At 70.5% G+C, this 21877-nt stretch carries 21 protein-coding genes; 9 read left to right on the forward strand and 12 right to left on the reverse strand.

Annotated features, from left to right (window positions below; genetic code table 11):
* Window positions 1-3: 3 nt before the first annotated feature.
* Together CIK06_RS23570 and CIK06_RS23575 are read left to right on the forward strand one after the other, a co-directional pair.
* A complete protein-coding gene (locus tag CIK06_RS23570) occupies window positions 4-1032 on the forward strand; it encodes a methyltransferase (protein ID WP_157756914.1) in 1029 nt (342 codons plus the stop codon).
* Between the two features lie 2 nt (window positions 1033-1034).
* Complete coding sequence (locus CIK06_RS23575) at window positions 1035-1724, forward strand: DUF6875 domain-containing protein (RefSeq protein WP_198347981.1); 690 nt, start codon at window positions 1035-1037, stop codon at window positions 1722-1724.
* 65 nt (window positions 1725-1789) lie between these two features.
* Here CIK06_RS23575 and CIK06_RS23580 read toward each other — a convergent pair whose 3' ends face one another.
* Entirely contained in the window at window positions 1790-2971 is a 1182-nt protein-coding gene (locus tag CIK06_RS23580) for a macrolide family glycosyltransferase (RefSeq protein ID WP_157756915.1), read from the reverse strand.
* Window positions 2972-3153: 182 nt separating this feature from the next.
* Here CIK06_RS23580 and CIK06_RS23585 point away from each other — a divergent pair, with 182 nt between their 5' ends.
* Complete coding sequence (locus CIK06_RS23585; RefSeq protein WP_157756916.1) at window positions 3154-4692, forward strand: DHA2 family efflux MFS transporter permease subunit; 1539 nt, start codon at window positions 3154-3156, stop codon at window positions 4690-4692.
* A 760-nt stretch (window positions 4693-5452) separates the two neighbouring features.
* On the opposite strand, the gene CIK06_RS23595 is transcribed toward CIK06_RS23585, so the two are convergent.
* From CIK06_RS23595 to CIK06_RS23605, 3 genes are read right to left on the reverse strand one after another with little or no spacing between them, the layout of a single operon-like run.
* The gene (locus tag CIK06_RS23595; RefSeq protein ID WP_095566647.1) at window positions 5453-6925 is read right to left on the reverse strand and encodes a tyrosine-type recombinase/integrase; all 1473 of its coding nucleotides are present in this window, start codon (window positions 6923-6925) and stop codon (window positions 5453-5455) included.
* Complete coding sequence (locus tag CIK06_RS23600) at window positions 6922-7332, reverse strand: AlpA family transcriptional regulator (protein WP_095566648.1); 411 nt, start codon at window positions 7330-7332, stop codon at window positions 6922-6924. The genes CIK06_RS23595 and CIK06_RS23600 overlap by 4 nt, the downstream gene beginning before the upstream one ends.
* Window positions 7307-8230, reverse strand: coding sequence for a DUF2637 domain-containing protein (locus CIK06_RS23605; RefSeq protein WP_095568075.1), 924 nt, complete (start codon window positions 8228-8230; stop codon window positions 7307-7309). Before CIK06_RS23605 ends, CIK06_RS23600 begins: the two co-directional genes overlap by 26 nt.
* Before the next feature lie 563 nt (window positions 8231-8793).
* On the opposite strand from CIK06_RS23605, the gene CIK06_RS23610 reads away from it, so the two are divergent.
* Window positions 8794-9306, forward strand: a complete 513-nt coding sequence (locus CIK06_RS23610; protein WP_369916018.1) for a tetratricopeptide repeat protein — start codon at window positions 8794-8796, stop codon at window positions 9304-9306.
* On the opposite strand, the gene CIK06_RS23615 is transcribed toward CIK06_RS23610, so the two are convergent.
* The 4 genes from CIK06_RS23615 to CIK06_RS23630 all read right to left on the reverse strand — a co-directional run bounded on the left by CIK06_RS23615 (window position 9287) and on the right by CIK06_RS23630 (window position 11854).
* The gene (locus CIK06_RS23615; RefSeq protein ID WP_095566649.1) at window positions 9287-9694 is read right to left on the reverse strand and encodes a hypothetical protein; all 408 of its coding nucleotides are present in this window, start codon (window positions 9692-9694) and stop codon (window positions 9287-9289) included. The genes CIK06_RS23610 and CIK06_RS23615 overlap by 20 nt on opposite strands.
* The gene (locus tag CIK06_RS23620) at window positions 9691-10527 is read right to left on the reverse strand and encodes an IS5 family transposase (protein WP_095566650.1); all 837 of its coding nucleotides are present in this window, start codon (window positions 10525-10527) and stop codon (window positions 9691-9693) included. Before CIK06_RS23620 ends, CIK06_RS23615 begins: the two co-directional genes overlap by 4 nt.
* Before the next feature lie 125 nt (window positions 10528-10652).
* Window positions 10653-11318 (reverse strand): MFS transporter, encoded by a 666-nt coding sequence (locus CIK06_RS23625; RefSeq protein ID WP_095566651.1) that lies wholly within the window; start codon window positions 11316-11318, stop codon window positions 10653-10655.
* A gap of 173 nt (window positions 11319-11491) precedes the next feature.
* Window positions 11492-11854, reverse strand: coding sequence for a hypothetical protein (locus tag CIK06_RS23630; protein ID WP_157756917.1), 363 nt, complete (start codon window positions 11852-11854; stop codon window positions 11492-11494).
* 244 nt (window positions 11855-12098) lie between these two features.
* Here CIK06_RS23630 and CIK06_RS23635 point away from each other — a divergent pair, with 244 nt between their 5' ends.
* Together CIK06_RS23635 and CIK06_RS23640 are read left to right on the forward strand one after the other, a co-directional pair.
* On the forward strand, window positions 12099-13415 hold the full coding sequence (locus tag CIK06_RS23635) for an ISL3 family transposase (protein ID WP_095566620.1): 1317 nt from the start codon (window positions 12099-12101) through the stop codon (window positions 13413-13415).
* Window positions 13416-13449: 34 nt separating this feature from the next.
* The gene (locus CIK06_RS23640) at window positions 13450-14244 is read left to right on the forward strand and encodes a hypothetical protein (RefSeq protein ID WP_157756918.1); all 795 of its coding nucleotides are present in this window, start codon (window positions 13450-13452) and stop codon (window positions 14242-14244) included.
* A gap of 99 nt (window positions 14245-14343) precedes the next feature.
* Here CIK06_RS23640 and CIK06_RS23645 read toward each other — a convergent pair whose 3' ends face one another.
* From CIK06_RS23645 to CIK06_RS23655, 3 genes are read right to left on the reverse strand one after another with little or no spacing between them, the layout of a single operon-like run.
* Window positions 14344-16449, reverse strand: coding sequence for a xanthine dehydrogenase family protein molybdopterin-binding subunit (locus CIK06_RS23645; RefSeq protein ID WP_095566654.1), 2106 nt, complete (start codon window positions 16447-16449; stop codon window positions 14344-14346).
* Window positions 16446-17432 (reverse strand): xanthine dehydrogenase family protein subunit M, encoded by a 987-nt coding sequence (locus tag CIK06_RS23650; protein WP_095566655.1) that lies wholly within the window; start codon window positions 17430-17432, stop codon window positions 16446-16448. The genes CIK06_RS23645 and CIK06_RS23650 overlap by 4 nt, the downstream gene beginning before the upstream one ends.
* Window positions 17429-17977, reverse strand: a complete 549-nt coding sequence (locus tag CIK06_RS23655; RefSeq protein WP_095566656.1) for a 2Fe-2S iron-sulfur cluster-binding protein — start codon at window positions 17975-17977, stop codon at window positions 17429-17431. Before CIK06_RS23655 ends, CIK06_RS23650 begins: the two co-directional genes overlap by 4 nt.
* An 81-nt stretch (window positions 17978-18058) precedes the next feature.
* Here CIK06_RS23655 and CIK06_RS23660 point away from each other — a divergent pair, with 81 nt between their 5' ends.
* From CIK06_RS23660 to CIK06_RS23670, 3 genes are all read left to right on the forward strand, one after another.
* Window positions 18059-19201: an XdhC family protein gene (locus tag CIK06_RS23660; protein ID WP_095566657.1), complete on the forward strand. Its 1143-nt coding sequence runs from the start codon at window positions 18059-18061 to the stop codon at window positions 19199-19201.
* Window positions 19198-19788, forward strand: a complete 591-nt coding sequence (locus tag CIK06_RS23665) for an NTP transferase domain-containing protein (protein ID WP_095566658.1) — start codon at window positions 19198-19200, stop codon at window positions 19786-19788. The genes CIK06_RS23660 and CIK06_RS23665 overlap by 4 nt, the downstream gene beginning before the upstream one ends.
* 142 nt (window positions 19789-19930) lie before the next feature.
* Complete coding sequence (locus CIK06_RS23670) at window positions 19931-20566, forward strand: HAD family phosphatase (protein WP_095568077.1); 636 nt, start codon at window positions 19931-19933, stop codon at window positions 20564-20566.
* Window positions 20567-20620: 54 nt separating this feature from the next.
* Here CIK06_RS23670 and CIK06_RS23675 read toward each other — a convergent pair whose 3' ends face one another.
* Window positions 20621-21838 (reverse strand): FAD-dependent monooxygenase, encoded by a 1218-nt coding sequence (locus CIK06_RS23675; RefSeq protein ID WP_095566659.1) that lies wholly within the window; start codon window positions 21836-21838, stop codon window positions 20621-20623.
* Window positions 21839-21877 lie beyond the last annotated feature (39 nt).

Genomic DNA, 21877 nt, shown 5'->3' on the forward strand with positions numbered 1-21877 from the left:
CCGGTGGAGACGACGACCGCGCACGGTCAGCGACTACGCCGGATGATCCAGGGACACCTGCTCTCTCGGGCCGTCTGCGTCCTCGCTGACCTGCGCGTACCGGACCTGATCGGCGAGGGGGCGCGCGACGGCCCCGAGTTGGCCCGGCTCACCGGGACCGACCCGGACGCGCTGATCCGGCTGCTGCGCGCCCTCGTCGCGTTCGAGGTGCTCGACGAGCGGGACGACGGATTCCGGCTGACCCCGCTCGGCGCCGGCCTACGCACCGACGCTCCCGCGTCCGCGCTGCCCTCGGCGCTGCTGGCGCACGGGGAGATCGGAGAGGCGTGGCAGCACCTCGGCACCGCCGTACGCACCGGCAACCCCTCCTTCCCGGACCTATACGGCACGGACTTCTTCCGCTACGTCGACCGGAATCCGGCATTCCGGGAGACCTTCGACCGCTCGCAGGCGGACGGCCTGGCGCTGGACGACCTCGCCGACGCGGTCGACCTCACCTGCGTCCGGCGGATCGTCGACGTCGGCGGCGGCGACGGCACGCTGCTCGCCGCGCTGCTGACCGGCCACCCGCACCTGCACGGCACGCTCCTCGACCTGGCCGCGCCGGCCCACCGGGCCCGGGAGCAGATGCGCGCGGCCGGTCTGGACGGCCGGTGCACCGTGGTGACCGGTGACTTCTTCACCTCGGTCCCGGCCGGCGGCGACCTCTACCTGCTGCGTCAGATCATGCACGACTGGGACGACGCACGATGCGTGACGCTGCTGCGCAGCTGCCGCCGGGCAATGTCGCCCGGCGCCCGAATCGTCGTGTCGGACCTCGTGCTGGACACCGGCCCGTCCGCCGTGCCCGACGAGTCGGCGGCGCTGATGGACCTGTACATGCTGACCGTCGTCGGCGGCCGGGAACGCACGCTCGCACAGTTCCATGACCTGTTCGCCCGCGCCGGCCTCACGGTCCGACGGGTGACCCGCCTCGCGGGTCGCACCGCCGCGATCGAGGCGGTCGCCGCCCGATCGGCGCACGAGGAGTAGACATGTTGCTAGGGCTCAGCGGCCTGGCGCTGTGGTCGCCGGCCGAGGTCGCCGATGGAAGGCTCATCGGTCCGGAGCAGCTACCCGCGCTGCGCGAAATCGCCACGTGGGCGGAACGGTTCCTCACCTATGGACACCCGGACCTGGGCCGGCAGGGGCCGGTCTGCCCGTACACCCGGCCCTCGCTCAATCGGCGGCTGTTCCACCTGACCTGCCTGGACCGCGACCTCCACGACGACAGCGTGCCCGAGACGCTGCTCGGCTACCGCGACCTGCACCGGGAGCTCGCCGCCGAGCTGCGGGAGGAGGACCGGCAGTTCCTCACCATCCTGATCGTCTTGCCGCGCGTGGACAGATCGGACCCGGAGCCGCTCAACCGGCTGCAGGCCCGACTGAAAACCGACTTCGTGCAGGAGGGACTGATGATCGGACAGTTCCACCCGGAGTGCGCGGAGCCGGGCCTGTGGAACCGCGACTTCCGCCCGCTCCACTCGCCGGTCCCGCTGCTGGCCATCCGGCACATGGTGGCGTTCGACCTGCCGTTCCTGCAGGCCTCGCAGCAGCACCTCGAGGCATACCTGGCCACTTTCGCACCGGCCATCCCGACCGCCGTCCGGTCCCGACTGGCGGAGTTTGCCACCCGGGAGATCCCCGCACGGTCGCCGGGCAGCACCGTGCAGGCCACCGCCTGACGGCACTGCCCACACGCGTCGTCGCGGGCGGCCCACCGGCCGCCCGCGACGACCCGTCAGCGAGGTCAGCGCGCGGCGTGCGCCTCCAGCTCGTCCGCGGCACGCGGCACGCCACCGGCCGCCTCGATCTCGCCCCGCATCCAGGCCAGCCGCTCCGCGACGGCCCGGTCGCCGATCAGATCGAGCACGGCGTCGCGAAGCCCGTCCGGCGCGGCCAGGCGGCCGAGACCCAGCTTCGCCAGCTGGAAACCGGTGATCCGGGCGGGGAGAGCGGGCGGCACGACCACCACCGGACGGCCTGCGGCGAGCGCCTCGGTCACGTTGCCCACGTCACCCTGGCTCACCACGACGGCCGCGTGCCGCAGCACACCCTGCGGGAGCGAGGCGTGCACCTCGACGTTCGGCGGCAACTCACTCAGGGACGCAGGATCGGCGCCCGGGCCGGGTGTCAGGACGACGTGCACCGGTGCTCCCACGAAGGCGCGGGCCAGGTCGGCGCCCTGCGGTGCGGACGGCACGAGCACGACGGGAAGGCCGTCGGCGGGCGGCTGCCAATCGTCGCGCGCCGGCTGCTCGCCCACGCACGGCCCGACGAACCGGAAGCGGTCGTCGAAACTGTCGGCCGCGGGCTGCAACGCCTTCGGCACGTACACCAGGTTGAACTCCTGCACGACCTCGAGCAGCTCGGCAAAGGTGACGTCCGTCAGCCCGTGCGCGGTGAGCAGCCGCTCGGTACGGTCCACCCAGGGCTTCAGCTCCGAGCGGGCCGCCCACCCGGCCGGGCTCAGCGGCTCGCCGAGCGCGACGCCGTCGTCGTCGAAGGGCTGCGTGTACGCGAACTCGTCGTTCTGCGCGAAGTCCGCGTACAGCTGGGCGGCCGGGAGTCCCCATTTGCGCGCCAGCACCCTGCCGGCCGTGCCACTGGCCACGTCGTACGCGATCAGGTCGGGCCGCTCGTCGCCGTAGGCCGCCTCCACCGCGTCGATCATGGCGGCGGAGTCGTCGACGCTGAGCGCGAGCATTGCGGCCTCCGCGCTCATCTCCTTCTCCTCGTGGACGGGGATCGACCCGTACGCCGACCCGTAGACCAGCGGCTCGACCCCGTACGACCCGACGAGTGCGGCCATCGGCTCGACGGTCACGAATTTTACGCTGTGCCCGCGCCGCACCAACTCCTTTCCGATCGCGAGATGCGGAGAGAGGCGACCGGGGTCGGGAATGCTGATGAACAGGAAGTGACTCGGCACGACAGTGACCCCCAGGCAGATCTTCGGCGGATTCGGCGCGAGACGCCGGAAATTGGCGTGATGCCGAGGTCACGGCCTCACGGCATCGATCGCAACCCGCATCCAACTCTACTTGACAGCTGCTGTCAAGTAGTGTGAGAATCGGCGCCGAAACGGGACCAGCCAATCCGGAGGAGTGCATCGTGAGCCAGCCAGCCGTGCGCCAGCCTGCTAAACCGATCGACCGCAAACGATGGTCGATTCTGGCCGCGATCTGCTTCGCACTGGTCATGGTGGTCATCGACAACACCGTCCTGAACATCGCGATCCCGACGCTCATGACCGAGCTGTCGACCACCGCCGCGGAGGCACAGTGGGCCTTCACCTCCTATCTGCTGGTGCTCTCGGGGTTCGTGCTGGTGGGCGGCGTCGCCTCGGACCGCTACGGCCGGAAGCGGATCGTCCTGGTCGGCATCGCGCTGTTCGGCACCGCCTCGCTGGCCGCCGCGCTCGCCACGGAGCCGTGGCAACTCATCGCCGCGCGCGCGGCGATGGGCTTCGGCGCCGCACTGCTCATGCCGGGCACGCTCGCGATCCTGATGCACACCTTCTCCGACGCGGAGCGGCCGAAGGCGATCGGCGCGTGGATGGCGGTCGCGGCGGTCGGCAGCTCGGGCGGGCCGATTCTCGGCGGCTTCCTGATCTCACACTTCTGGTGGGGCGCGGTCTTCCTCATCAATGTCCCGATCAGCATTCTCTGCCTGGTGGCGCTGGTGATTCTCGTGCCGGACGTGCCCGCCACCCGCAACGACCGCATCGACTGGATCGGCGCGGTGCTGTCCGTGATCGCCACCGTCTCCCTCGTCTGGGCGATCACCTCGGTGCCGGAGCACGGTTGGGCCTCGGCCGCCGTAGAGGTGCCGGCCATGATCGGCGTACTCGCGCTCGCCGCCTTTATCGCGTGCGAGCTGCGGGTCGAGTCGCCCATGCTCGACCTCGGGCTCTTTCGCAATCTACGATTCAGCGCCGCAGTGCTGGGCGGGCTGCTCGCCAGCTTCGGCATGGCTGGTTCGCTGTTCCTACTCACGCTGCACTTCCAGCTGCTGAACGGTTACACCCCGATCGAGGCGAGCATCCGGCTGCTGCCACTCGCGATCTGCACGCTGATCGGCAGCACCGCGATCAGCGTGATCGTCCTGAAGCGCCTGGGCGCGCCGCTGGCGCTCCTGGCCAGCATGGCGGTGGCCGCGATCGGCCTGCTGCTCATCGGCCTACTGCCGGCGGAGGACTATCTCAGCAGCCTCGCCGGGCTGATCCTGGTGGGCCTTGGCACGGGTTCCGCCGGTCCGGTGGCGGGCACGGTCCTGATGAGCTCCATCCCCTTGGAAAAGGCGGGCGCCGGCTCCGGCGTCAGCAGCACCATCCAGGAGCTGGGTAACGGGCTCGGCGTCGCCGTCCTGGGCACCGTACTCACGGCCTTCTTCGTCAACCGCCTGCCCGGGTCACTGCGCGCCGAGGGCGAGTCCTCGTTCACGGATGCGATCGGCCGGGCGTCCGGCGCGGCGGCGGACCAGGTCCGGGACGCGTTCGCGACCGGGCTCTCGTTCAGCCAGATCATCGGCGCACTGACCGTGCTCGGCGGTGGCTTGGCCGCCTCGGCCCTGCTCTGGATGACCCGTTCCGCGGCCACCCCGCAGATGCCGCCCGCCGACCAGCTGAGCACGCCGGCCGCGAAGCTCTGATCCCGGCCATCGGAAGATATGTATTCCCGCCCCCCTATGCGTAGCAGATTCGCGCTGTTCCGTCCTCGCCGATGGTAGTGAATCACTGGCCATCCATCACGGTCGCGATCGCGACGGTACGTCAGCGTCCAGTTGGATCTCGGCTGACGCGGGTTGGTTGCCGCCGAGCAGGGCACCGAAGACACCGAGCTGGTCCGGGTCGATCGGGGCGGCCGGTCTTTACCGTGGGCCTCGACCGCCCGTCGGTAGCGGGCGTCGAATGGCTCGATCGCGTTGGTCCTCAGATGACCTTGCAAATCTCGACGTCTCCGCGAGGAGGCCCAGCAGTTGCCGCGGAGGGCCCGACCGGAGATCAGGGCCCTGGGATCACCAGCTAGGCCATCTCGTGCCGGCGAGCGACTCCGCAGGCAACTGTCAGTAGGCGATGCGGCCAGCGCGGTTGTGGAACTCGCCCGTCGGCCCAGCCCTGCCGACGGTCGCCAGCGCGACGGTGACATACGTACCCTCGGTGACCGTCTGGTGGCCGATATGGTGGTGCGGCGTGCAACACGGTGTCAAGGGTCGAACCCCACCGCGGCGAGTTGTCGCGGGGCTGGAGGCGGTACGACCTGCCACGCGGCACCGCCGGTCGCGTACGGTGCTTTGGGCCGTACATAGTTGATCGTCCATGTGGAGGCGGGGCCTCAGCGCATGGAGTCCCGGGGAACGCCATCCGCTGCTGTGGGTTCAGCGCCAACGGATGGAACGCCGGCCTGCACGATTACGCCGGCTTTGTCGCGCCGCGCTTCCGCGAGACGACGGATGCGGTTGCTTCGGCGGCGGCGTGGGAGAGCTCGGGGAGGACGTCGCCGTAGAACTTGGCGGTGAAGTGGGGGCTGGAGTGGCGGAGCCGGTTGGAGATGACTTTCATCTGGACGCCGGCTGCGAGTCCCATGGTCGCGGCGCCGTGTCGGAGGTCGTGGAGTCGGATGGGTGGTAGCCCTGCTTGGGTGGCGAGGTGGTGGAAGTGGTCGGTGACGTCGGCCGGGTGGAGCCGACCGCCTGTTGGGGTGGTGAACACCAGGCCAGTCTTGGACCAAGCGGCACCGGCGGCGAGGCGTTCGCGGTGTTGCCGGGCGCGGTGGGCGCGCAGCACCGCCACGGTCTCAGCGTCGAGAGCGACGGTGGCTTCGCTGTCGGTGGTTTTGGGGGTGTCGATGGCGGTGGTCCAGCCGTGTTGGACGAGTTGCCAGCGGACCGTGAGGGTGTGGGCGTCGAGGTCGAGATCGTCCCAGTGCAGGCCGCAGGCTTCGCCTCGGCGCAGGCCCGTGAAGGTGATGAGGTGGTAGAGGGCGTAGAGCCGGTCTGCGGCGTCGTGGGTGTGGTCGAGGAATCTGCCGGTGTGTTCGGGAGTCCAGATCATGACGGGGCTGGGGGTTTTGCCGGTGTCGCGCCACGTTTTGATGCGTTGGTCGGTCCAGATGGTGGGCTTGGGTGGTCGGGCGGTGGGGAGTTCGATCATGAGGGCGGGGTTGGTGTCGATGTAGCGGTGGCGGCGCATCGCGTCGTTGAGGGCTTTGCGCAGGGTGGCGTGGATGACGTGCAGGGTCCGGTTGCCGACGATCCGCTGGTTCTTCACCTGGTCGCGTCTGGCTTGGTTGCGGCTGGCGCGCAGGGTGGCGATGGTGGTGTTGCGTTCGGCGATGGCGTCGTACATGGCGTCGATGTGGCCGGGGCGGAGCCGGTCGATGCGCAGGTGCCCGAGGTGTGGGATCAGGTACAGCCGGATGTGCCCTTCGTAGGAGCGCAGGGTGCCGGCCTTGATGTTCCGGCGTCCGGCGAGCCAGTCGGTCAGGTACACCTCCATGGTGGGCAGTTCGGTGGGGGTGATGTCGAGGTGCAGCGCCCGGCGGACCTGCTCCGGGCTGGGGACGGGCGCGCCGGCCTTCACTGCGGTCTCGATCAGGTCACCGGTCTTGACGGTGGCGTGGGGGTCGGTGGGGTCGGGGACGGCGATCGCCGCCCGGATGCGGTCCAGGACGGTGTCGGCGTCGGCTTGGGTGGGGTAGGGGCCGTGGCGGAGGGTGCGGCGGGTGCCGTCGGCGCGGGCGGGCACTTCGATCTGCCAGTGCCAGTGGCCGTGGGTGCGGGACCAGCCGCCGCCGGGCCGGCGGAGCTGGGAACAGGTGCGTCCCAGTCGCCGGCCCGTTTCGCTGTCGCGGCAGCTGCAGCGTTTGAAGGTGGATCCCTTCACTCATCGTCTCCTGGATGATTCGTATGGTGCCGCCAGCGGTGTCGGGTGGAATCCGCTGGTGGCGGGGTCGTCGCATCCACGCTCACCTTCCCGTCGGTATCAAGTCGCCCGCCCTCGTCGGTCTCGATGGGGTCGGGTTGGAGAAGGTGCAGTAGGGGGGCGACGGGGACGATGATGCGGCTGCCGGCCCGGATCAGCGGGAGCGGGAACTGGTCGGTGGCGGCGAGCCGGTATGCCTGGGATCGGCTGATCCCGAGCACCGACGCGGTGGTGGCGAGGGTGGTGGTGACGCCGAGCGCGCGGACACGCTCGACGGTCCACACCTCCCCCACGGTGGGCACAGGCGCGGTGGTGTTGTCGGTCGTGGCGTGGGTGGTCTGGTCAATGGGGTTCGAGTGGCTGTTCATGATCAGGTTTCTCCTGGCTGTGTGAAGGGTGGTCGTGCGGTACGAGCGGGGTGGTCCCGCCGACGGTGGCCGGCGTGGGGGTGCTGGCCGTGCCGCCGCCCCGCCCGTCCGGTGACAAAGGTGACAGCGGCTGGTCGGTAGGCGTGACCGGGTCGGCGAGCGGCCCGGATGGTGCCAGCGGCTCGGTCTTGAGGGTTTTGAGGAGTTCCGACAGGCGGGTGTTGGACACGGTGTGGCCGGCGGTGCGGAGGGCTTCGGCGAGCGCCGCGCGGGTCAGTGGTTGCCCGTCCGCGGCGAGCCGGTCCCGGACGCGCCGTGCCGCCGGCAGCAGCTCGGCCATGTCGCCGGACGGCTGCGCGGACCGTCCCCGGTCCGCCCGTCCGTGCTGGTCCCGTCCGCCGCGCCGACGACGAGCTTCCGGCGGGCGGACCGTCCGAGAGGTGGCCCGCTCCCCCACCGGGTCGGCGGACCGAGCGGTCTCCTCCGGTCCGCCGTCCAGGACACTCCGCGAGGTGCCGACCGGCGGACCGGCTGTCGTGGATGCGGCGTCCGTTGGCGCTGCGTCCCTGGTGTTGGTCCGGGCGAGTGCGACTTTGACCATGACGAGGAACCCGAGCGCCGGTACGGCGGCGGCGACCCAGCCGATGACAGAAGATTCGGCCTCGGCGACCTGCGCCGCCAGAGACAGCGTGACGGCGCAGGCCAGCACGGCGGCCGGGAACGCGGTTGGGGTATGGGCGCGTTTACGGCGGCGCAGTTCCAGGCCGGAGGCAATCGACATCAGCTCCAAGACGATCGCGTCGGCCCACGCCAGCCAGCCGGGCTGGCCGTGCGCTGCGGCCACGTTGTGCACGTGGGTGAAGCTGGCCGCCCCGGCCGCGCCGCCGATGGCCAGCATGATGACCACCTGGACGCCACCCTCGACGCGTCCACCGCGCAGGCCCGCGTCTCGGTCAGGAGTTGGTGTCATCGTGACCGACCACCTCCCGGACCCGGACCGCGGCGACGGCCGGTCCGCCAGCCGCGGACGAACGGCCCAGGCGGCGGACCGGTCCGGCGACCCCCACCACCCGCAACGGGGACCGAACGCGGACGGCGGACCGGGAACCGACGCCGGTCCAACCACGCGGGACGCCGGACCACGACGCCGCCCCGACGCGCCGGGACCCCACCTGCGGTGTCCCGTCTCAGTGAAGTTGCTCCGATGGGTCGGTGCTGATCTGGGTCGGAGCAGGTTGAGTGAGACGTGCAGTCCGGAACTGTCTCATCGGACTTGCCCCGCGGTCTCGTTTGCCTTGAGGTGTCTCAATGAAGGTGCCCCGGATGGCGGTTTACTTTGGCCAGCGTGGTTGGACGTCGTGGCCTTAAGCCGGGATGCGTCAGGTTGGTCGGGAGAAACGTTGAGTTGTTCTGTCGATACTTTGAGCAAGTAGGATCCATGCCGTCGTCGTGGCATGAGCCGTGCAGGAGCAGCTGATGATTTCTGATGAGACGCTCACCCGCATTAACCAGGGGGTGCAGCTGCATCATCAACAAGGCCAGCGTGAGGCTGCTCGTGACTTGTTCGCGCAGATTTGGGATGAGATCGGCGGCGAGCGAGGCGATCCCTTGCATGTTTGCGTCCTGGCGCACTCGATGGCTGATGTGCAGGACGACGTCCATCAGGAGTTGGTCTGGGACGAGCGAGCACTGGCGGCGGCCGACTTGCTCACCGATGACCGGGTTGCGCAGGCCGGGGTGCCGATGTCGGTGGCCGGTCTGTATCCGTCGTTGCATCTCAATCTGGCTGAGTGTTATCGCAAGCTCGGTGATCTCGACCGTGCCCGCGAGTGTCTCCAGCGTGCGCAGGCAGGTATCGGCGCGCTTGGCGATGACGAGTACGGAAAGTTGATCAAGGGTGGTTTGGATCGGCTGGTGGAGCAGTTGGCGGCCTCTGAGAGGGCGGTTCGAAGTTTTAGGTCCGTTTCTGGTTGAGGGCGAATACTCCGGGTTCGTCTTCAGTGAGGACGTGGCGGTTGACCATGCGTTTCAGCTTCGCGCGGGTGCCTTCGACGTTCTTGGGTGAGGGCTCGACGCCGAGTGCGAGGCAGATGCCCTTGGCGCGCATGCCGGCGGGCGCGGTGCCGAGGACATGCAGGATCTGCTGGTAGGGGCCGCTGGCGATGGTGGGGTCGTCGGCGGTGAACTCGGCGGCGGCGAGGGTGCGCAGAGTGGTGCGGGTCGTCGCCAGGTCGGCCAGTTCACCGTCGAGGCGGGCGAGTTCGCTGGTCAGGGCGGTGATCTGCTCGCGGAGCCGGTCGGCGTGCTGGCGTGTGGTGGTCTCCCGGTCGGTGATCAGGTCGAGGACGGTGGGGAGGTTCACCGGTGCCGCCAGGAGGGTGTGCTGGTTCCGGTCAGCCGCCGCACGATGTTCGCCGTCGATGCCCACAGCGTTCGGGACACCGAGGATTCTGGTCGGCTCTCGTACTCGCGCACGAGGCGGCGGTGCAGCATCAGGGTGCCGTTGACCTGCTCGACGATCCACCGCTTGCGGATCGGTACGAACCCGGGTTTGGTGTCGGATCGTTTGACGACCTCGACGTCGATGCCCAGCACGGCGCCGTGCAGGGCGAGGTCCTGCTTGAACCCGGCGTCGACCCAGGCACGGCTCACCGTCGGGGTGTGTTCGACGACCTTGTCGAGCAGCCGGATACCGATGGCGTTGTCGGTGACCGACGCCGCAGCCACCACGACCGCGATGACCAACCCCAACGCGTCCACGGCCAGGCCCCGCTTACGCCCCGACACCTTCTTCGCCGCGTCCTTGCCGGTCGTCGCGGCCGGGACGTGGTTCGCCGCCCGGATCGACTGGGTGTCCAACACCACCGCGCTCGGATCCTCCCGACGACCGACCTTCTCCCTTGCCTGGCAGCGCAGCAGATCGTGGATCACCTGGTCAGTGCCGTCGTCACGCCACAACGCGAAGTAGTAGTAGGTGGCCGACTTCGGCGGCAGGTCGTGCGGCAGGTACGCCCACTGACAGCCCGTCCGGTTCTGGTAGAAGATCGGGTTCACGATCTCCCGCAGGTCATAGTCACCCTCACGGCCCGACACCGACACCGCGACCCGCTTGGTCTTCCACGCCTGCAGGAACGGTCCAATCAGCTCCCACTGCTCGTCAGTGACATCGCTGGGATACCGCTTTCGATCACCCATGACCGGGCTAACGCCCGACCCACCCGGGCGGTCACGACCAGAACTCACATTCGGCCCATCGACCAGCCGCTATCCATAGCGAACCCGCCGGAAGACCACCAACCAGACGCAACGCATAGATCAGATCAACCTGCTGCGGACCGCCCTCTGAGCACGTAGCTCAGGCCGCTCTTGATGTCCTGAAGCACCCCACGCTGCCCCGACACCCGCGACGCGAGCAGCTCCGGCGATCGCAAGGACATCAGGAAGCCGCCGGAGAACAGATAGGAGATCGCGTCCAGCCCGACCGCGGCGGACGCCCCGACGAGCTGGACGAAACCGCCGCCGAAGCCGTTGCCCGCGATCCAGGCGGTGGAGGTGTTGAGCGAGATCGCGCTGTTGCCGGCGGTCATCTGGGGCGCCGGCAGCAGTTTCGGCACCGCCGAGGTGGAAGCCAGATCGTTGAGCACCGTCTGGATCGCCACCAGGAAGACGACGCAATACAGAATCGGCATCGAGAGCAGATCGAGCACACCCAGGATCGGGACCACGCCCAGACAGATGCCCCGGCCGAAGTCCGTGCCGACCAGGATGGCCCGTTGCGGCACCCGGTCCACCAGTGCGCCGGCCAGCAGGCTGAACAGCACGTGCGGGACGACCGTGAGCGCGGTCAGGATGCCGACCTGCGCCGCGGACGCATGCAACATCAGCGCCGCGACCATCGGAATCGCGATCGAGGTGACGCCCGTGCCGAGCGAGGAGACCAGATGCGCCGCCCACAGACGCCGGAAGTCCACCGACTCGCGCAGCACCTAGTACCAGCGAGGTCCCGTCACTTCGCTGCCCGGGTCGGCTGGGGACGAAAGGTCGGGGACTGCCACTGATTCCTCCAGGTATTGGTCCGCGGGCGGGTCGGACGGGCGTTGTTTCTCGGCGTTTGAGGGCAAGGCGCCGTCGATCGCGATCGGGGCGACCGGTGGGACGTCTACGGGATGGGCCGGACCCCGGGCCGGTACCGGGTGAGCCGGGTGAGCCGGGTGAGCCGGGTGGAATTTTCCTCGCCGTGCCCGTCCGCAACCGCATGTCGCAGGCACTCGGACACCATGGCGGTGATCGGGAGATCCGGCGCCATCCGCAGGGCGTTGCTGATGTCCTTGTGCGCCAGCTTCGCGCTGAACTGGCGAGGACGGTCGTCTTCCAAGATCTGCTGACCGAATCGCTCCAGCATGCCCAACCGCATCCGTATCGGATGCGGCAGACGGCGGTTGAGCGCCGGCGCATGTAGCAGCCAGTGGTTCTCCGAGGCGAGGATCTCCTCGATCGTGTCGGCGGTCAGGTCGGCGCGCATGGCCTTGCGGCCGAGGCCAAGCCGGTGGTGCACAAGCCGGCGGGCCGGCTCTGCCGGTAACGCGGGGTTCTCGGCGAGACCAGGCGCGGCCTGACCGTGCCGGCAGCGATCGGCCGTCGATATAGGGGCTCTTCGAAGTTGAGCGGGGTGCGCTGATCGATCCGGCCCGGAGATGAGGGCTCGCAGCCCTTGGGTGATCATCTGAGTGTCGAGTTCGGATGATCACAAGTAAAGAGCTGCGAGCATGGTCAACGATACGACCCGGCTGCTGGGCCTGGACGGCCTGGTGGTGGATCGGGTCGAGCTGCACCCGAATGGTTCCCCCATCGTCCACCTGTCCACCGGTAGCGAGCAGGCACAATGCTGCCCTCAGTGCGGTGTCCGGGCCGCCCGGGTCAAGGGCTGGGTGTTCACCTGGCCCCGGGATCTGCCGGTGGCCGGACGCACCACGCGGTTGCGGTGGCGTAAACGCCGCTGGTACTGCGATCAGCCCGGATGCCCGCGCACGTCGTTCACCGAACACGTGCCACAGATCCCGGCACGGGCACGGATCACCGTCCGGTTGCGGCAGGCGGCCGGCGCGGCGGTCGCCGACGGCAACCGAACGATCGTGCAGGCCGCCCGTGATCTGGGCATGTCCTGGCCAGTCGTCGCGGCCGCGTTCACCGCGCACACCGCAGCGGTGCTGCCGGCCGAGCCCGAACCGGTGAGCGTGCTGGGCATCGACGAGGTCCGCCGAGGCAAACCTCGCTGGATCTTCGACGAGGTCACCGCGTCGTGGACCACCATCGTCGACCGCTGGCACGTCGGCTTCTGCGATCTCGTCGGCGGGCAGGGTCTACTCGCCCAGGTCGAAGGCCGGACCAGCAAGGCGGTGACCGACTGGCTCACCCAACGCCCCGCCGCCTGGCGTCAACACGTCCAGGCCGTCGCGATCGACATGTGTACCGTGTTCAAGACCGCCGTCCGCGAGGCGCTGCCGCACGCGACGCTGGTCGTGGACCACTTCCACGTCGTCCAGCTGGCCAACCGGGCCGTCACCGAGGTCCGCCGCCGCATGACAGTCACACACCGCGGCCGGCGCGGCCGGGCCACCGACCCGGAGTGGCAGCAACGCAACCGGCTGACCAGGTCAGCAGCCCGCATGCGCGCCGAGCACGTCGACCGGCTGACCGACACCCTCAGCAACCTGCCGGCGAAGATCGGCGCACCGATCCTGACGGCCTGGAACGCCAAGGAAGACCTGCTCGACCTACTCGCACTCGCCCGCACCCACCCGAACCGGGAAACCACCGCCCGGCTGCTGCACCGCTTCTACACCCGCTGCGCCGACTCTGACCTGCCCGAACTCCACCGGCTCGCCACCACGATCGAGACCTGGTGGCCGGAAATCCTCGCGTTCCTGCACACCGGCATCACCAACGCCGGCTCCGAAGGAACCAACCGGGTCATCAAGACCGTCGCCCGCGACGCCTACGGATTCCGTAACCCCGAAAACCAGCGGCTACGCACCCGCGCCGCCACCACCCGCCGCCACCGCAGACACCTCAACCCCGCTTAACTTCGAAGAGCCGATATAGGAGAGACTTCCGAACATGCCCATCAGTAGGCGTACGGCGCTCGCCGGTGCGGTGGTGGCGGCCATCGTCATCGCCGGTGTGGTCTGGATCTGTCGCCGGGACGAGTCCCTCTCGCCGATCGTGGTGCCCGTGGGAGCCCCGTCCTCCGACTACTTCGACACCACGACCCGCCACGCGTTGGTGGCCCACGGCAGCATCATCGGTGGTGGTGGTGACTCCACTCTCATCGACCCGGTGTCCGGAGACTACCGCCGCGTCCCGGGCCAGGTGCATACCGTCTCGCCGGATCTGCGGTGGGCCGTGGTGTCGGTGGAACGGCCCGGCGTTCCGCAGCGGTTCGAGTTCTGGCTCTACGACATGATCACCGGACGCCGTGCCGAATCGCTCGGGGTCATGCCCTTTACGTTCGTGAGATGGTCCGGTGACGGGCGCCGGATGGCGTTCGTCGACGTGGCGATGGTGAACAGGGAGGAGCACTGCGCTTCAAGAGTCCGGTTCGTCGACGTGGCGACCGGCGCGGTACGAAAGGTCTCCCTCGACTGCACAGCAGGCCGTGACTACGTCGTCGGCTGGACCCGCCATGGTGCGATCATCCTGCGCAACGCCGACGGCACCTGGGTGACGGTCGATGACCGTGGTCACGTGCGGCCCATCGACACGACCGATGCGTACTTCGGGCCAGGGCTTCCAGGCAACGGCTCGGCGTACTCCGGAGAGCTTCGCCGCCGGGTGGAGTCGGGTGAGCAGATCTTCCTCGCCCCGGTCGCTGAGCTGTGGCCGGCCGCCGCCGAGCGCGCCACCCTCGCCTGAGACCGGATAGCTGGGGAGAGCTTGAGCTTCCGGCCCGCGCAGATCCGGGTGCGGCCCTCGCCCTGGATCTCAAGCCGCTGAGCACATCCGGCTCTCGGGTCAGGCGGAGATGCTGCCCGGTAGCCGGTGCAGGAGCTTGTCGAGCCGGACGGGCAGGTCGCGGACCCGGATTCCGGTGGCGTGGTGCACCGCGTTGGCGACGGCCGCGGCGGCGCCCACGATGCCGATCTCGCCGATTCCCTTCACCCCGGCCGGGTTGAGGTCGGGGTCCTCCTCCGGCAGCCAGTACGCCTCGATGTTCTCGATGTCGGCGCAGACGCTGACGTGGTAGGTGGCCAGGTCGCGGTTGACCCAGTCGCCGTACCGCTCGTCCAGCAGGCCCTCCTCGTGCAGGGCCATCGACACGCCCATGGTCATGCCGCCGATGAGCTGGCTGCGGGCGGTGGCGGGGTTCACGATCCTGCCGGCGGCGAACACCCCGAGCATCCGGTTGAGGCGGATCTCGCCGGTGTCGGCGTCGACGCGCACCTCAACGAACTGGGCGCCGTAGGCGAACCGGGGTCGGGCCGGTCGTGCGGCGATCTCGTCGGCGGTGCTCACCTCGACGCTCAGGCCCTCGGCCGGCACGGCGCCGTCGGGCGAGTTCCGGATCTTGTCGCGAAGTTGTTCGCAGACGCGGATGACCGCCCAACTCCAGGAGGCGGTGCCCATGGAGCCGCCGGCGATACCGGCCGGCGGCAACGCGCTGTCGCCGATCCGGATCGTCACCCGGTCACCGGGCACCGCCAGGGTGTCGGCGGCCACCTGCCACAGGGCGGTGCGGGCACCGGTGCCGATGTCGGCGGCGTTGATGCGTACCTCGAAGGTCCCGTCGGGGTCGGCGGTGGCCGCCGCGGCGGCCGGGAAGGATCGGGCCGGGTAGCTGGATGCGGTGACGCCGGTGCCGAACAGCCACCGCCCGTCGCGTCGGATGCCGGGCGTCGGGTCCCGGTCTGCCCAGCCGAACCGGCGGGCGCCCTCGCGCAGGCACCCGGCGAGGTTGCGGCTGCTGAACGGCTGGCCCTGCTCCGGGTCGACCGCGGTGTCGTTGCGGATTCGCAGTTCGACCGGGTCGATGCCGCAGGCGGTCGCCAGTTCGTCCATCGCGGACTCCAGCGCGTACGCGCCGGGGCACTCGCCGGGGGCGCGCATCCAGAACGGGGTCGGCACGTCGAGCCGCGCCAGCCGGTGTGTGGTGCGGCGATGCCGGCCGGCGTACATGCTGCGGGTGTATGTGGCGGTCTGCTCGGCGAACTCGGAGATCGTCGAGGTCTGGCTGATCGCGTCGTGGCAGATCGCGCCGATGCGGCCGTCGGCGTCGGCGCCGATGCGGATCCGTTGGATGGTGGGGGTGCGGTAGCCGACCGGGCCGAACAGTTGCCGCCGGGTCAGGGCGAGCCGTACCGGCCGGCCCACCTGCCGGGCGGCGAGCGAGGTGAGCACCACCGCCGCCTTGGGGTAGCCCTTGCTGCCGAAGCCGCCGCCGACGTGTTCGTTGATCACCCGGACCGCCTCGCGGGGCAGCCCGAACAGTCGCGCAAGCGTGGTCTGCACCCCGGCCGAGCCCTGGTTGGAGTCGTGCACCAGCAGTCGCCCGTCCTGCCAGCGGGCGGTGGTCGCGTGCGGCTCCATCGGGTTGTTGTGGTACGCCGGGGTGCGGTAGGTGGCGTCGACACGGAACTCGGCGGCGGCGAACCCCGCGTCGAAGTCGCCGAGGGCGGTGTCGGTCGGGTAACTCGGGTTGACCTTGTCCGGCCGGTACAGGCCCGGGTGGTGTTCGGTGAGCAGGGTGCTGTGCGGTTCGGTGTCGTACTCGATGCGGACCAGCCGGGCGCCCTCCCGGGCCGCTTCGAGGGTCTGGGCCACCACGACGGCGATCAGTTCACCCCGGTAGTGCACGACCGGTTCCTGGAGCAGGAACAGGGTGGCGTCGACGTCGGGGGCCAGCCGCGGCGCGTGGCCGTGGTGCAGCACGTCGAGCACTCCGGGCACCGCCAGCGCCGCAGCGGGGTCGATGTGGGTGATGCGGCCGCGGCTGGCGCGCGCGGAGACGGCCCAGCCGTACGTCACGTCCTCGGTGGGAAACTCGACCGCGTACCGGGCGGCGCCGGTCACCTTGTCCCGGCCCTCCAGCCGGGTGTGCGCCGTGCCGACGGCGGCGCTCACGGCTGCCCGGCCAGTTCGGTCAGCGCCCGCACGGTGAGGTTGCGGATCAACGGCACTTTGAAGGCGTTGTGTTCCAGGGGACGGGCCGCGGCAAGCTCGACGTCCGCGGCGTGGGCGGCCAGTTCGGCGGTGAACGGCCGGCCGCGCAGGGTGGCCTCCGCCCGGTACGCCCGCCACGGGCGGTGCGCCACGGCCCCGTACGCCAGCCGGACGTCGCGGACCACGCCGCCGTCCAGTTCCAGGGCGGCCGCCACGGAGCCGCTGGCGAAGGCGAACGACGCCCGGTCGCGGGCCTTGTGGTACGCCGATCGGCGGGCCAGCGGCGACGGCGGCAGGTGTACGGCGGTGATGAGCGTGCCCCGGGGCAGGGTGGTTTCCTGCTCTGGCCGGTCGCCGGGCTCGCGGTGCAGTTCGGTGAGGGGGATCTGCCGAGGGCCGTGTGACGCGTGCGTCTCGATCACGGCGTCGAGTGCGACCAGGGCGACGGCCAGGTCCGACGGATGGGTGGCCACGCAGTGCTCGGACCAGCCGAGCACCGCCAGGTCGCGGTTCTGGCCGTGGCGGGCCGCGCAGCCCGTGCCGGGTTCCCGCTTGTTGCACGCCTTGCCGGTGTCCTGGAAGTAGCCGCAGCGGGTGCGTTGCAGCAGGTTGCCGCCGGTGGTGGCCATGTTGCGCAGCTGGCCGGAGGCGGCGGCGAGCAGCGCCCGGGTGAGCACCGGGTAGTCGCGCCGGATGACGGGATGGGCGGCGAGATCGCTGTTGCGTACGTTCGCGCCGATGCGGACGCCGCCGTCGGGCAGCGGCCGCACGGTGTCCATCGGCAGCCCGGTCACGTCGACCAGCACGTCCGGGCGTTGCACACCGAGTTTCATCAGGTCCACCAGGTTGGTGCCGCCGGCCAGGTAGGCCGCCTCCGGCTCGGCGTCGAGCAGGGCGACGGCCTCGGCCACCTCGGTGGGCCGGTGGTAGCGGAACGGCCTCATCGGGTGGCCGCCTCGCGGACCGCGGCCACGATGTTCGGGTACGCCGCACAGCGGCACAGGTTTCCGCTCATCCGTTCCCGGATCTCCGCGTCGGTGAGCTGCACGGGCGCGGTCAGGTCGGCGGTCACCGCGCTGGGCCAACCGCGGGCCGCCTCGTCGACCATGCCCTGCGCGGAACAGAGCTGGCCCGGGGTGCAGTAGCCGCACTGGAAGGCGTCGTGGGCGATGAAGGCGGCCTGGATCGGGGCGAGGTCATCGGCGTCGGCGAGCCCTTCCACCGTGACCACCCTGCGGTCGTCCAAGGTCACGGCCAGGATCAGGCAGCTCTTGACCCGCCGGCCGTCGAGCAGCACGGTGCAGGAGCCGCACTGGCCGTGGTCGCAGCCCTTCTTGCTGCCGGTCAGGCCGAGCCGTTCGCGCAGGGCGTCCAGCAGGGTGGTCCGGTTGTCCAGGGTCAGGTCGTGCTCGTCGTCGTTGACGGTGAGCCGGACTCGGCACGACCGGTCACCGGCTGCCGGATTGTCCCTCTGGCATTCGCTGCGCACCGCGTCAGACTACGCTCAACCACGACATATGCCGTCAAATGCCCAGCATAAGGCGTCGAACTGGTGATCGGTGGGAGCGGGATGCGTGAGGTTCTGGCCGCGGCCCACGACTGGCGACAGCGAGGGATCTCCTTCGGACTGGCCACCGTGGTGGCCAGCAGCGCGGGCAGCGTCACCGGCCCCGGCGACCTGCTCGCCGTGGACGCCGCCGGCGACGTGCGCGGGGGCATCCCGGCCGGCTGCGTCGAGGCAGCGGTGCTCGACGCCACGACGGAGACCCTGCGCACCGGACGGGCCCGGTTGGCCCGCTACCCGGTGGGCGGCGACGGACCGTGGCCGGCCCGACCCGGCTGCGGCGGGACCATCGAGGTGCTCCTGCGCCGGGTGACCGCCGACGGGCGGACCGCACGTGCCCTGGCCGCGCTCGCCGGGCCGGACCCGGTCACCGTGGCGACCGTCGTCGGCGGCCACGCGCCCTTCGCCGCCGAACTGCTGATCCGTCGCGACCGTACCGAAGGCACCCTCGGCACCGCGGACCTGGACGGATGGGCCGCCGGGCAGGCCGCCGACCACGCCGCCGGGCAGGCCGCCGGGCTGCCGGGCGGGGCGGTCGTGCTGCGCCACGGTGCCCGCCCCGGCGTACGGGTGCTGTTCCAGGTGACGCGGGCCGCGCCGCGGATGCTGTTGTTCGGCGCGACCGCCGTCGCCGCGGCGCTCGCCCGCCTCGGCGCGGACCTCGGCTACCGGGTCGTCGTCTGCGATCCGCGGCCCGCGTTCGCCACCGCGGCCCGGATGCCCGACGCGCACGAGGTGCAGCGGGCCTGGCCGCACCGCCTGCTGGCCACCACGCCGGTCACGCCGGACACGGTGCTCTGTCTGCTCGGCCACGACCCCCGGTACGAGATCCCGCTGCTACGCGCGGCGCTGGCCACCCCCGCCGGATACCTCGCGGTGCTCGGCAGCCGCGGCGCCCACGAGGCCCGGCTGTCCCGGCTGCGCGCCGGCGGGGTGCCCGCGGCGCAACTGGCCCGGTTGCGGGCGCCCGCCGGGCTCGACCTCGGCGGACACCGCCCGACCGAGACCGCCCTGGCGATCGCCGCCGAGCTGGTCGCGTGGCGCCACGGCGGCACCGGCCGGCCGCTGGCCGAGCTGACCGGCCCGATCCACCCGGCCCCGGCCGGCCCTCCGGCCCCGGCCGGCGTCCCGGTGGCGGCGGTACGGTGACGGTCGCCGGGCTGCTGCTGGCCGCCGGCGCCGGACGCCGCCTCGGCCAGCCGAAAGCCTTCGTCGAGTGCGAGGGCGAGCCACTGGTCCGAAGGGCGGTCCGGCTGTTGCGGGTCGGCGGCTGCGACCCGGTGCATGTCGTGGTCGGCGCGGACGCCCACCGGCTGCCTCCGCTGCCGGGCACGGTTGCGGTGGTCAACCCGCGCTGGCGAGACGGCCTCGGCGGCTCGCTGCTGCGGGGCCTACGCTCGCTGCCGCCGGCCGCCCACGCCGTCGTGGTGGTGCTCGTCGATCAGCCCTGGCTGAGCCCGACGGCGGTCCGCCGGGTCCGCCAGGCGCACACGGCCGGCGCATCCGTCGCCGTTGCCACCTACGCCGGCCAACCCGGCCATCCGGTACTGCTCAGCCGCGCCACCTGGCCGCTGCTCGCGCCGTACGCGACCGGAGATCGGGGAGCCCGCGACTTCCTCCGGGCGCGGGCCGACCTCGTGACCCGGGTGCCCTGCGACGGCTCGCCCGAGGACCTGGACACCCCGGCCGACCTGGCCCGAGCCCGAGGGACCTGGGACAGGGACGTCATCGGGTAGGGACGCCATGGGTCGAGCCGGTTCCGAAGCGCGGTGGACCTTCCCGGCAGGATCGTACGGTCAGCGTCGGTGGCACCCTGGAGGTGCTGGACTGACCGCGGGCCTGCGGGTGGTTCGCCGGACCACGGGGAGGGACCAGGGAGTGAAGAAGTACATACTCTTCGACCACGACGGCGTCCTGGTGGACACCGAGTTCTGGTACTACAAGGCCGGGGAGCGCGCCCTGGTCGACATTGGTCTGACCCTGGACAAGGAGCAGTACGTCCGGGACATGAACCAGGGATCGGGCACCTGGGCCCAGGCCAGGGCGGCAGGCATCGACGAACAGACCATCGGCAGGCAGCGCGCGGTCCGGGATGCCTACTACCAGGAGTACCTCAGGACAGAGGCCATCGACATCGACGGCGTCGTCGACGCGCTTGCCGAACTGTCGAGGTACGTCCGGATGGCCATCGTGACCACGGCGAAGCGGGCGGATTTCGAGATCATCCACGAGAAGCGCCAGATCAGCAGGTACATGGACTTCGTCCTGGTACGCGAGGACTACCGTCTCGCCAAGCCGCACCCGGAGCCGTATCTGACCGGGTTGAAGCGCCTCGGCGCCGGCAGAGCCGAGACGCTTGTCGTCGAGGATTCACTCAGGGGGCTGAACTCGGCCGTGGCGGCCGGCATCGACTGCGTCATCGTCCACAACGAGTTCACCAGGTCGCACGACTTCTCGGCGGCCAGCCATCGAATCGACACCCTGATCGAGCTGACGGAGATCATCCGTCGCTGACGACACGGCCCGTGCCTTCGGCCGCTCCGCCCGGCTGCGCACGATCGCTGTCCGTCACGCCGGATCCTGGCCCGCCGGCGGGTAGTCGTCGATGGTCATGGAGTCGTAGACGCGGGCGCTCTTCGTGCTCAGTCGCAGCAGCGCCCGGCTCGGCCCCGCGGGCAGCGCGGAGACCAGGCGGGTGACCTGGACCAGTCCCCGCACGCCGAGGCGGGACCGCGGAATCAGCGCCTTCGCCGCGCTGAGCGCCACCGCGCGACTGCCGCGCACGTTGTCGGCCATCGCCCGTTCGTACGCCGGGAAGGCGCGCTCGTGGTCGCCGCCCGCGCGGGCCAGTTCCCCGGCGAGCACGTACGCGCCGATGACGGCGAGGCTGGTGCTGCCGCCCACGGCCGGACCCGGGCAGTAGCCGGCGTCGCCGACGAGCGTCACCCTCCCCCGCGACCAGTTGTCCAGCCGCAGCTGGGTGATCGAGTCGAAGTAGAACGCCGGGGTGCGGTCGAGTTCGTCCAGCCAGCGGTCCACCTCGGGGTGCAGGCCGGTGAAGGCGCCGCGCAGCAGTTCCTTCTGCCGCGGCACGTCGCGGTGGTGGTAGTCGATCTCGCGCTCGCTGCGGAACAGGAACACGGCCCGCGCCTCGTCGAGGTGCCGGGCGCCGTACATGCCGGCGGTGCGGCCGACGCCGACGTGCAGGACGAACTCGGCGTCCAGGTCGGCCGCGTTGGGCAGGGTCAGCACCGCCAGGTACGCCCCGATGAAGGAGCTGTACCGGGACTCGTCGCCGAAGACGAGCCGGCGCACGTTGGAGTGCAGCCCGTCGGCGCCGATCACGGCGTCGAACCGGCGCGCCGGGCCGTGCTCGAACCGCACCTCGCCGTCGGGGGAGATCGCGGTGATCGAGTCGCCGAAGAGGTATTCGACGTCGTCTCGGGTGCTCCGGTGGTAGATCTCGCTCAGGTCGTCCCGCATGATCTCGACGTGCCGCTCGGAGGTGGCGCCGAAGATCTTGGAAAGGTCCACCCGGACCGGGCGGCCGGCGCCCTCCCGGTGGATGGTCATCCACTTCGTGCCGGTGGCGCGCTCCTCGATGTCGGGCAGGACGCCCATCTTTTCGGAGATGTCCACCGCCGGCCGGAACAGGTCGACCGCGTGGCCACCGGTCCTGCGCAGTTCCGGCGCCCGTTCGACGACCGTGACGGAGAAGCCGTGCCGGGTGAGCCAGTAGGCCAGCACCGGGCCGGCGATGCTGGCGCCCGAGATCAGGATCCGCACCGAACCCTCCTTACTTACCGATAGGTAAGTAAGATGATG

Source organism: Plantactinospora sp. KBS50 (assembly GCF_002285795.1).
GTDB lineage: Bacteria > Actinomycetota > Actinomycetes > Mycobacteriales > Micromonosporaceae > KBS50.

Coding starts and splice junctions, on each gene's coding strand:
- CIK06_RS23575 (WP_198347981.1), top strand. CDS start 1,035: ATGTTGCTAGGGCTCAGCGGCCTGGCGCTGTGGTCGCCGGCCGAGGTC.
- CIK06_RS23600 (WP_095566648.1), bottom strand. CDS start 7,332: ATGAACAGCCACTCGAACCCCATTGACCAGACCACCCACGCCACGACC.
- CIK06_RS23605 (WP_095568075.1), bottom strand. CDS start 8,230: ATGCTGGCCATCGGCGGCGCGGCCGGGGCGGCCAGCTTCACCCACGTG.
- CIK06_RS23620 (WP_095566650.1), bottom strand. CDS start 10,527: ATGGGTGATCGAAAGCGGTATCCCAGCGATGTCACTGACGAGCAGTGG.
- CIK06_RS23630 (WP_157756917.1), bottom strand. CDS start 11,854: ATGCGCGCCGACCTGACCGCCGACACGATCGAGGAGATCCTCGCCTCG.
- CIK06_RS23635 (WP_095566620.1), top strand. CDS start 12,099: ATGGTCAACGATACGACCCGGCTGCTGGGCCTGGACGGCCTGGTGGTG.
- CIK06_RS23640 (WP_157756918.1), top strand. CDS start 13,450: ATGCCCATCAGTAGGCGTACGGCGCTCGCCGGTGCGGTGGTGGCGGCC.
- CIK06_RS23650 (WP_095566655.1), bottom strand. CDS start 17,432: ATGAGGCCGTTCCGCTACCACCGGCCCACCGAGGTGGCCGAGGCCGTC.
- CIK06_RS23660 (WP_095566657.1), top strand. CDS start 18,059: ATGCGTGAGGTTCTGGCCGCGGCCCACGACTGGCGACAGCGAGGGATC.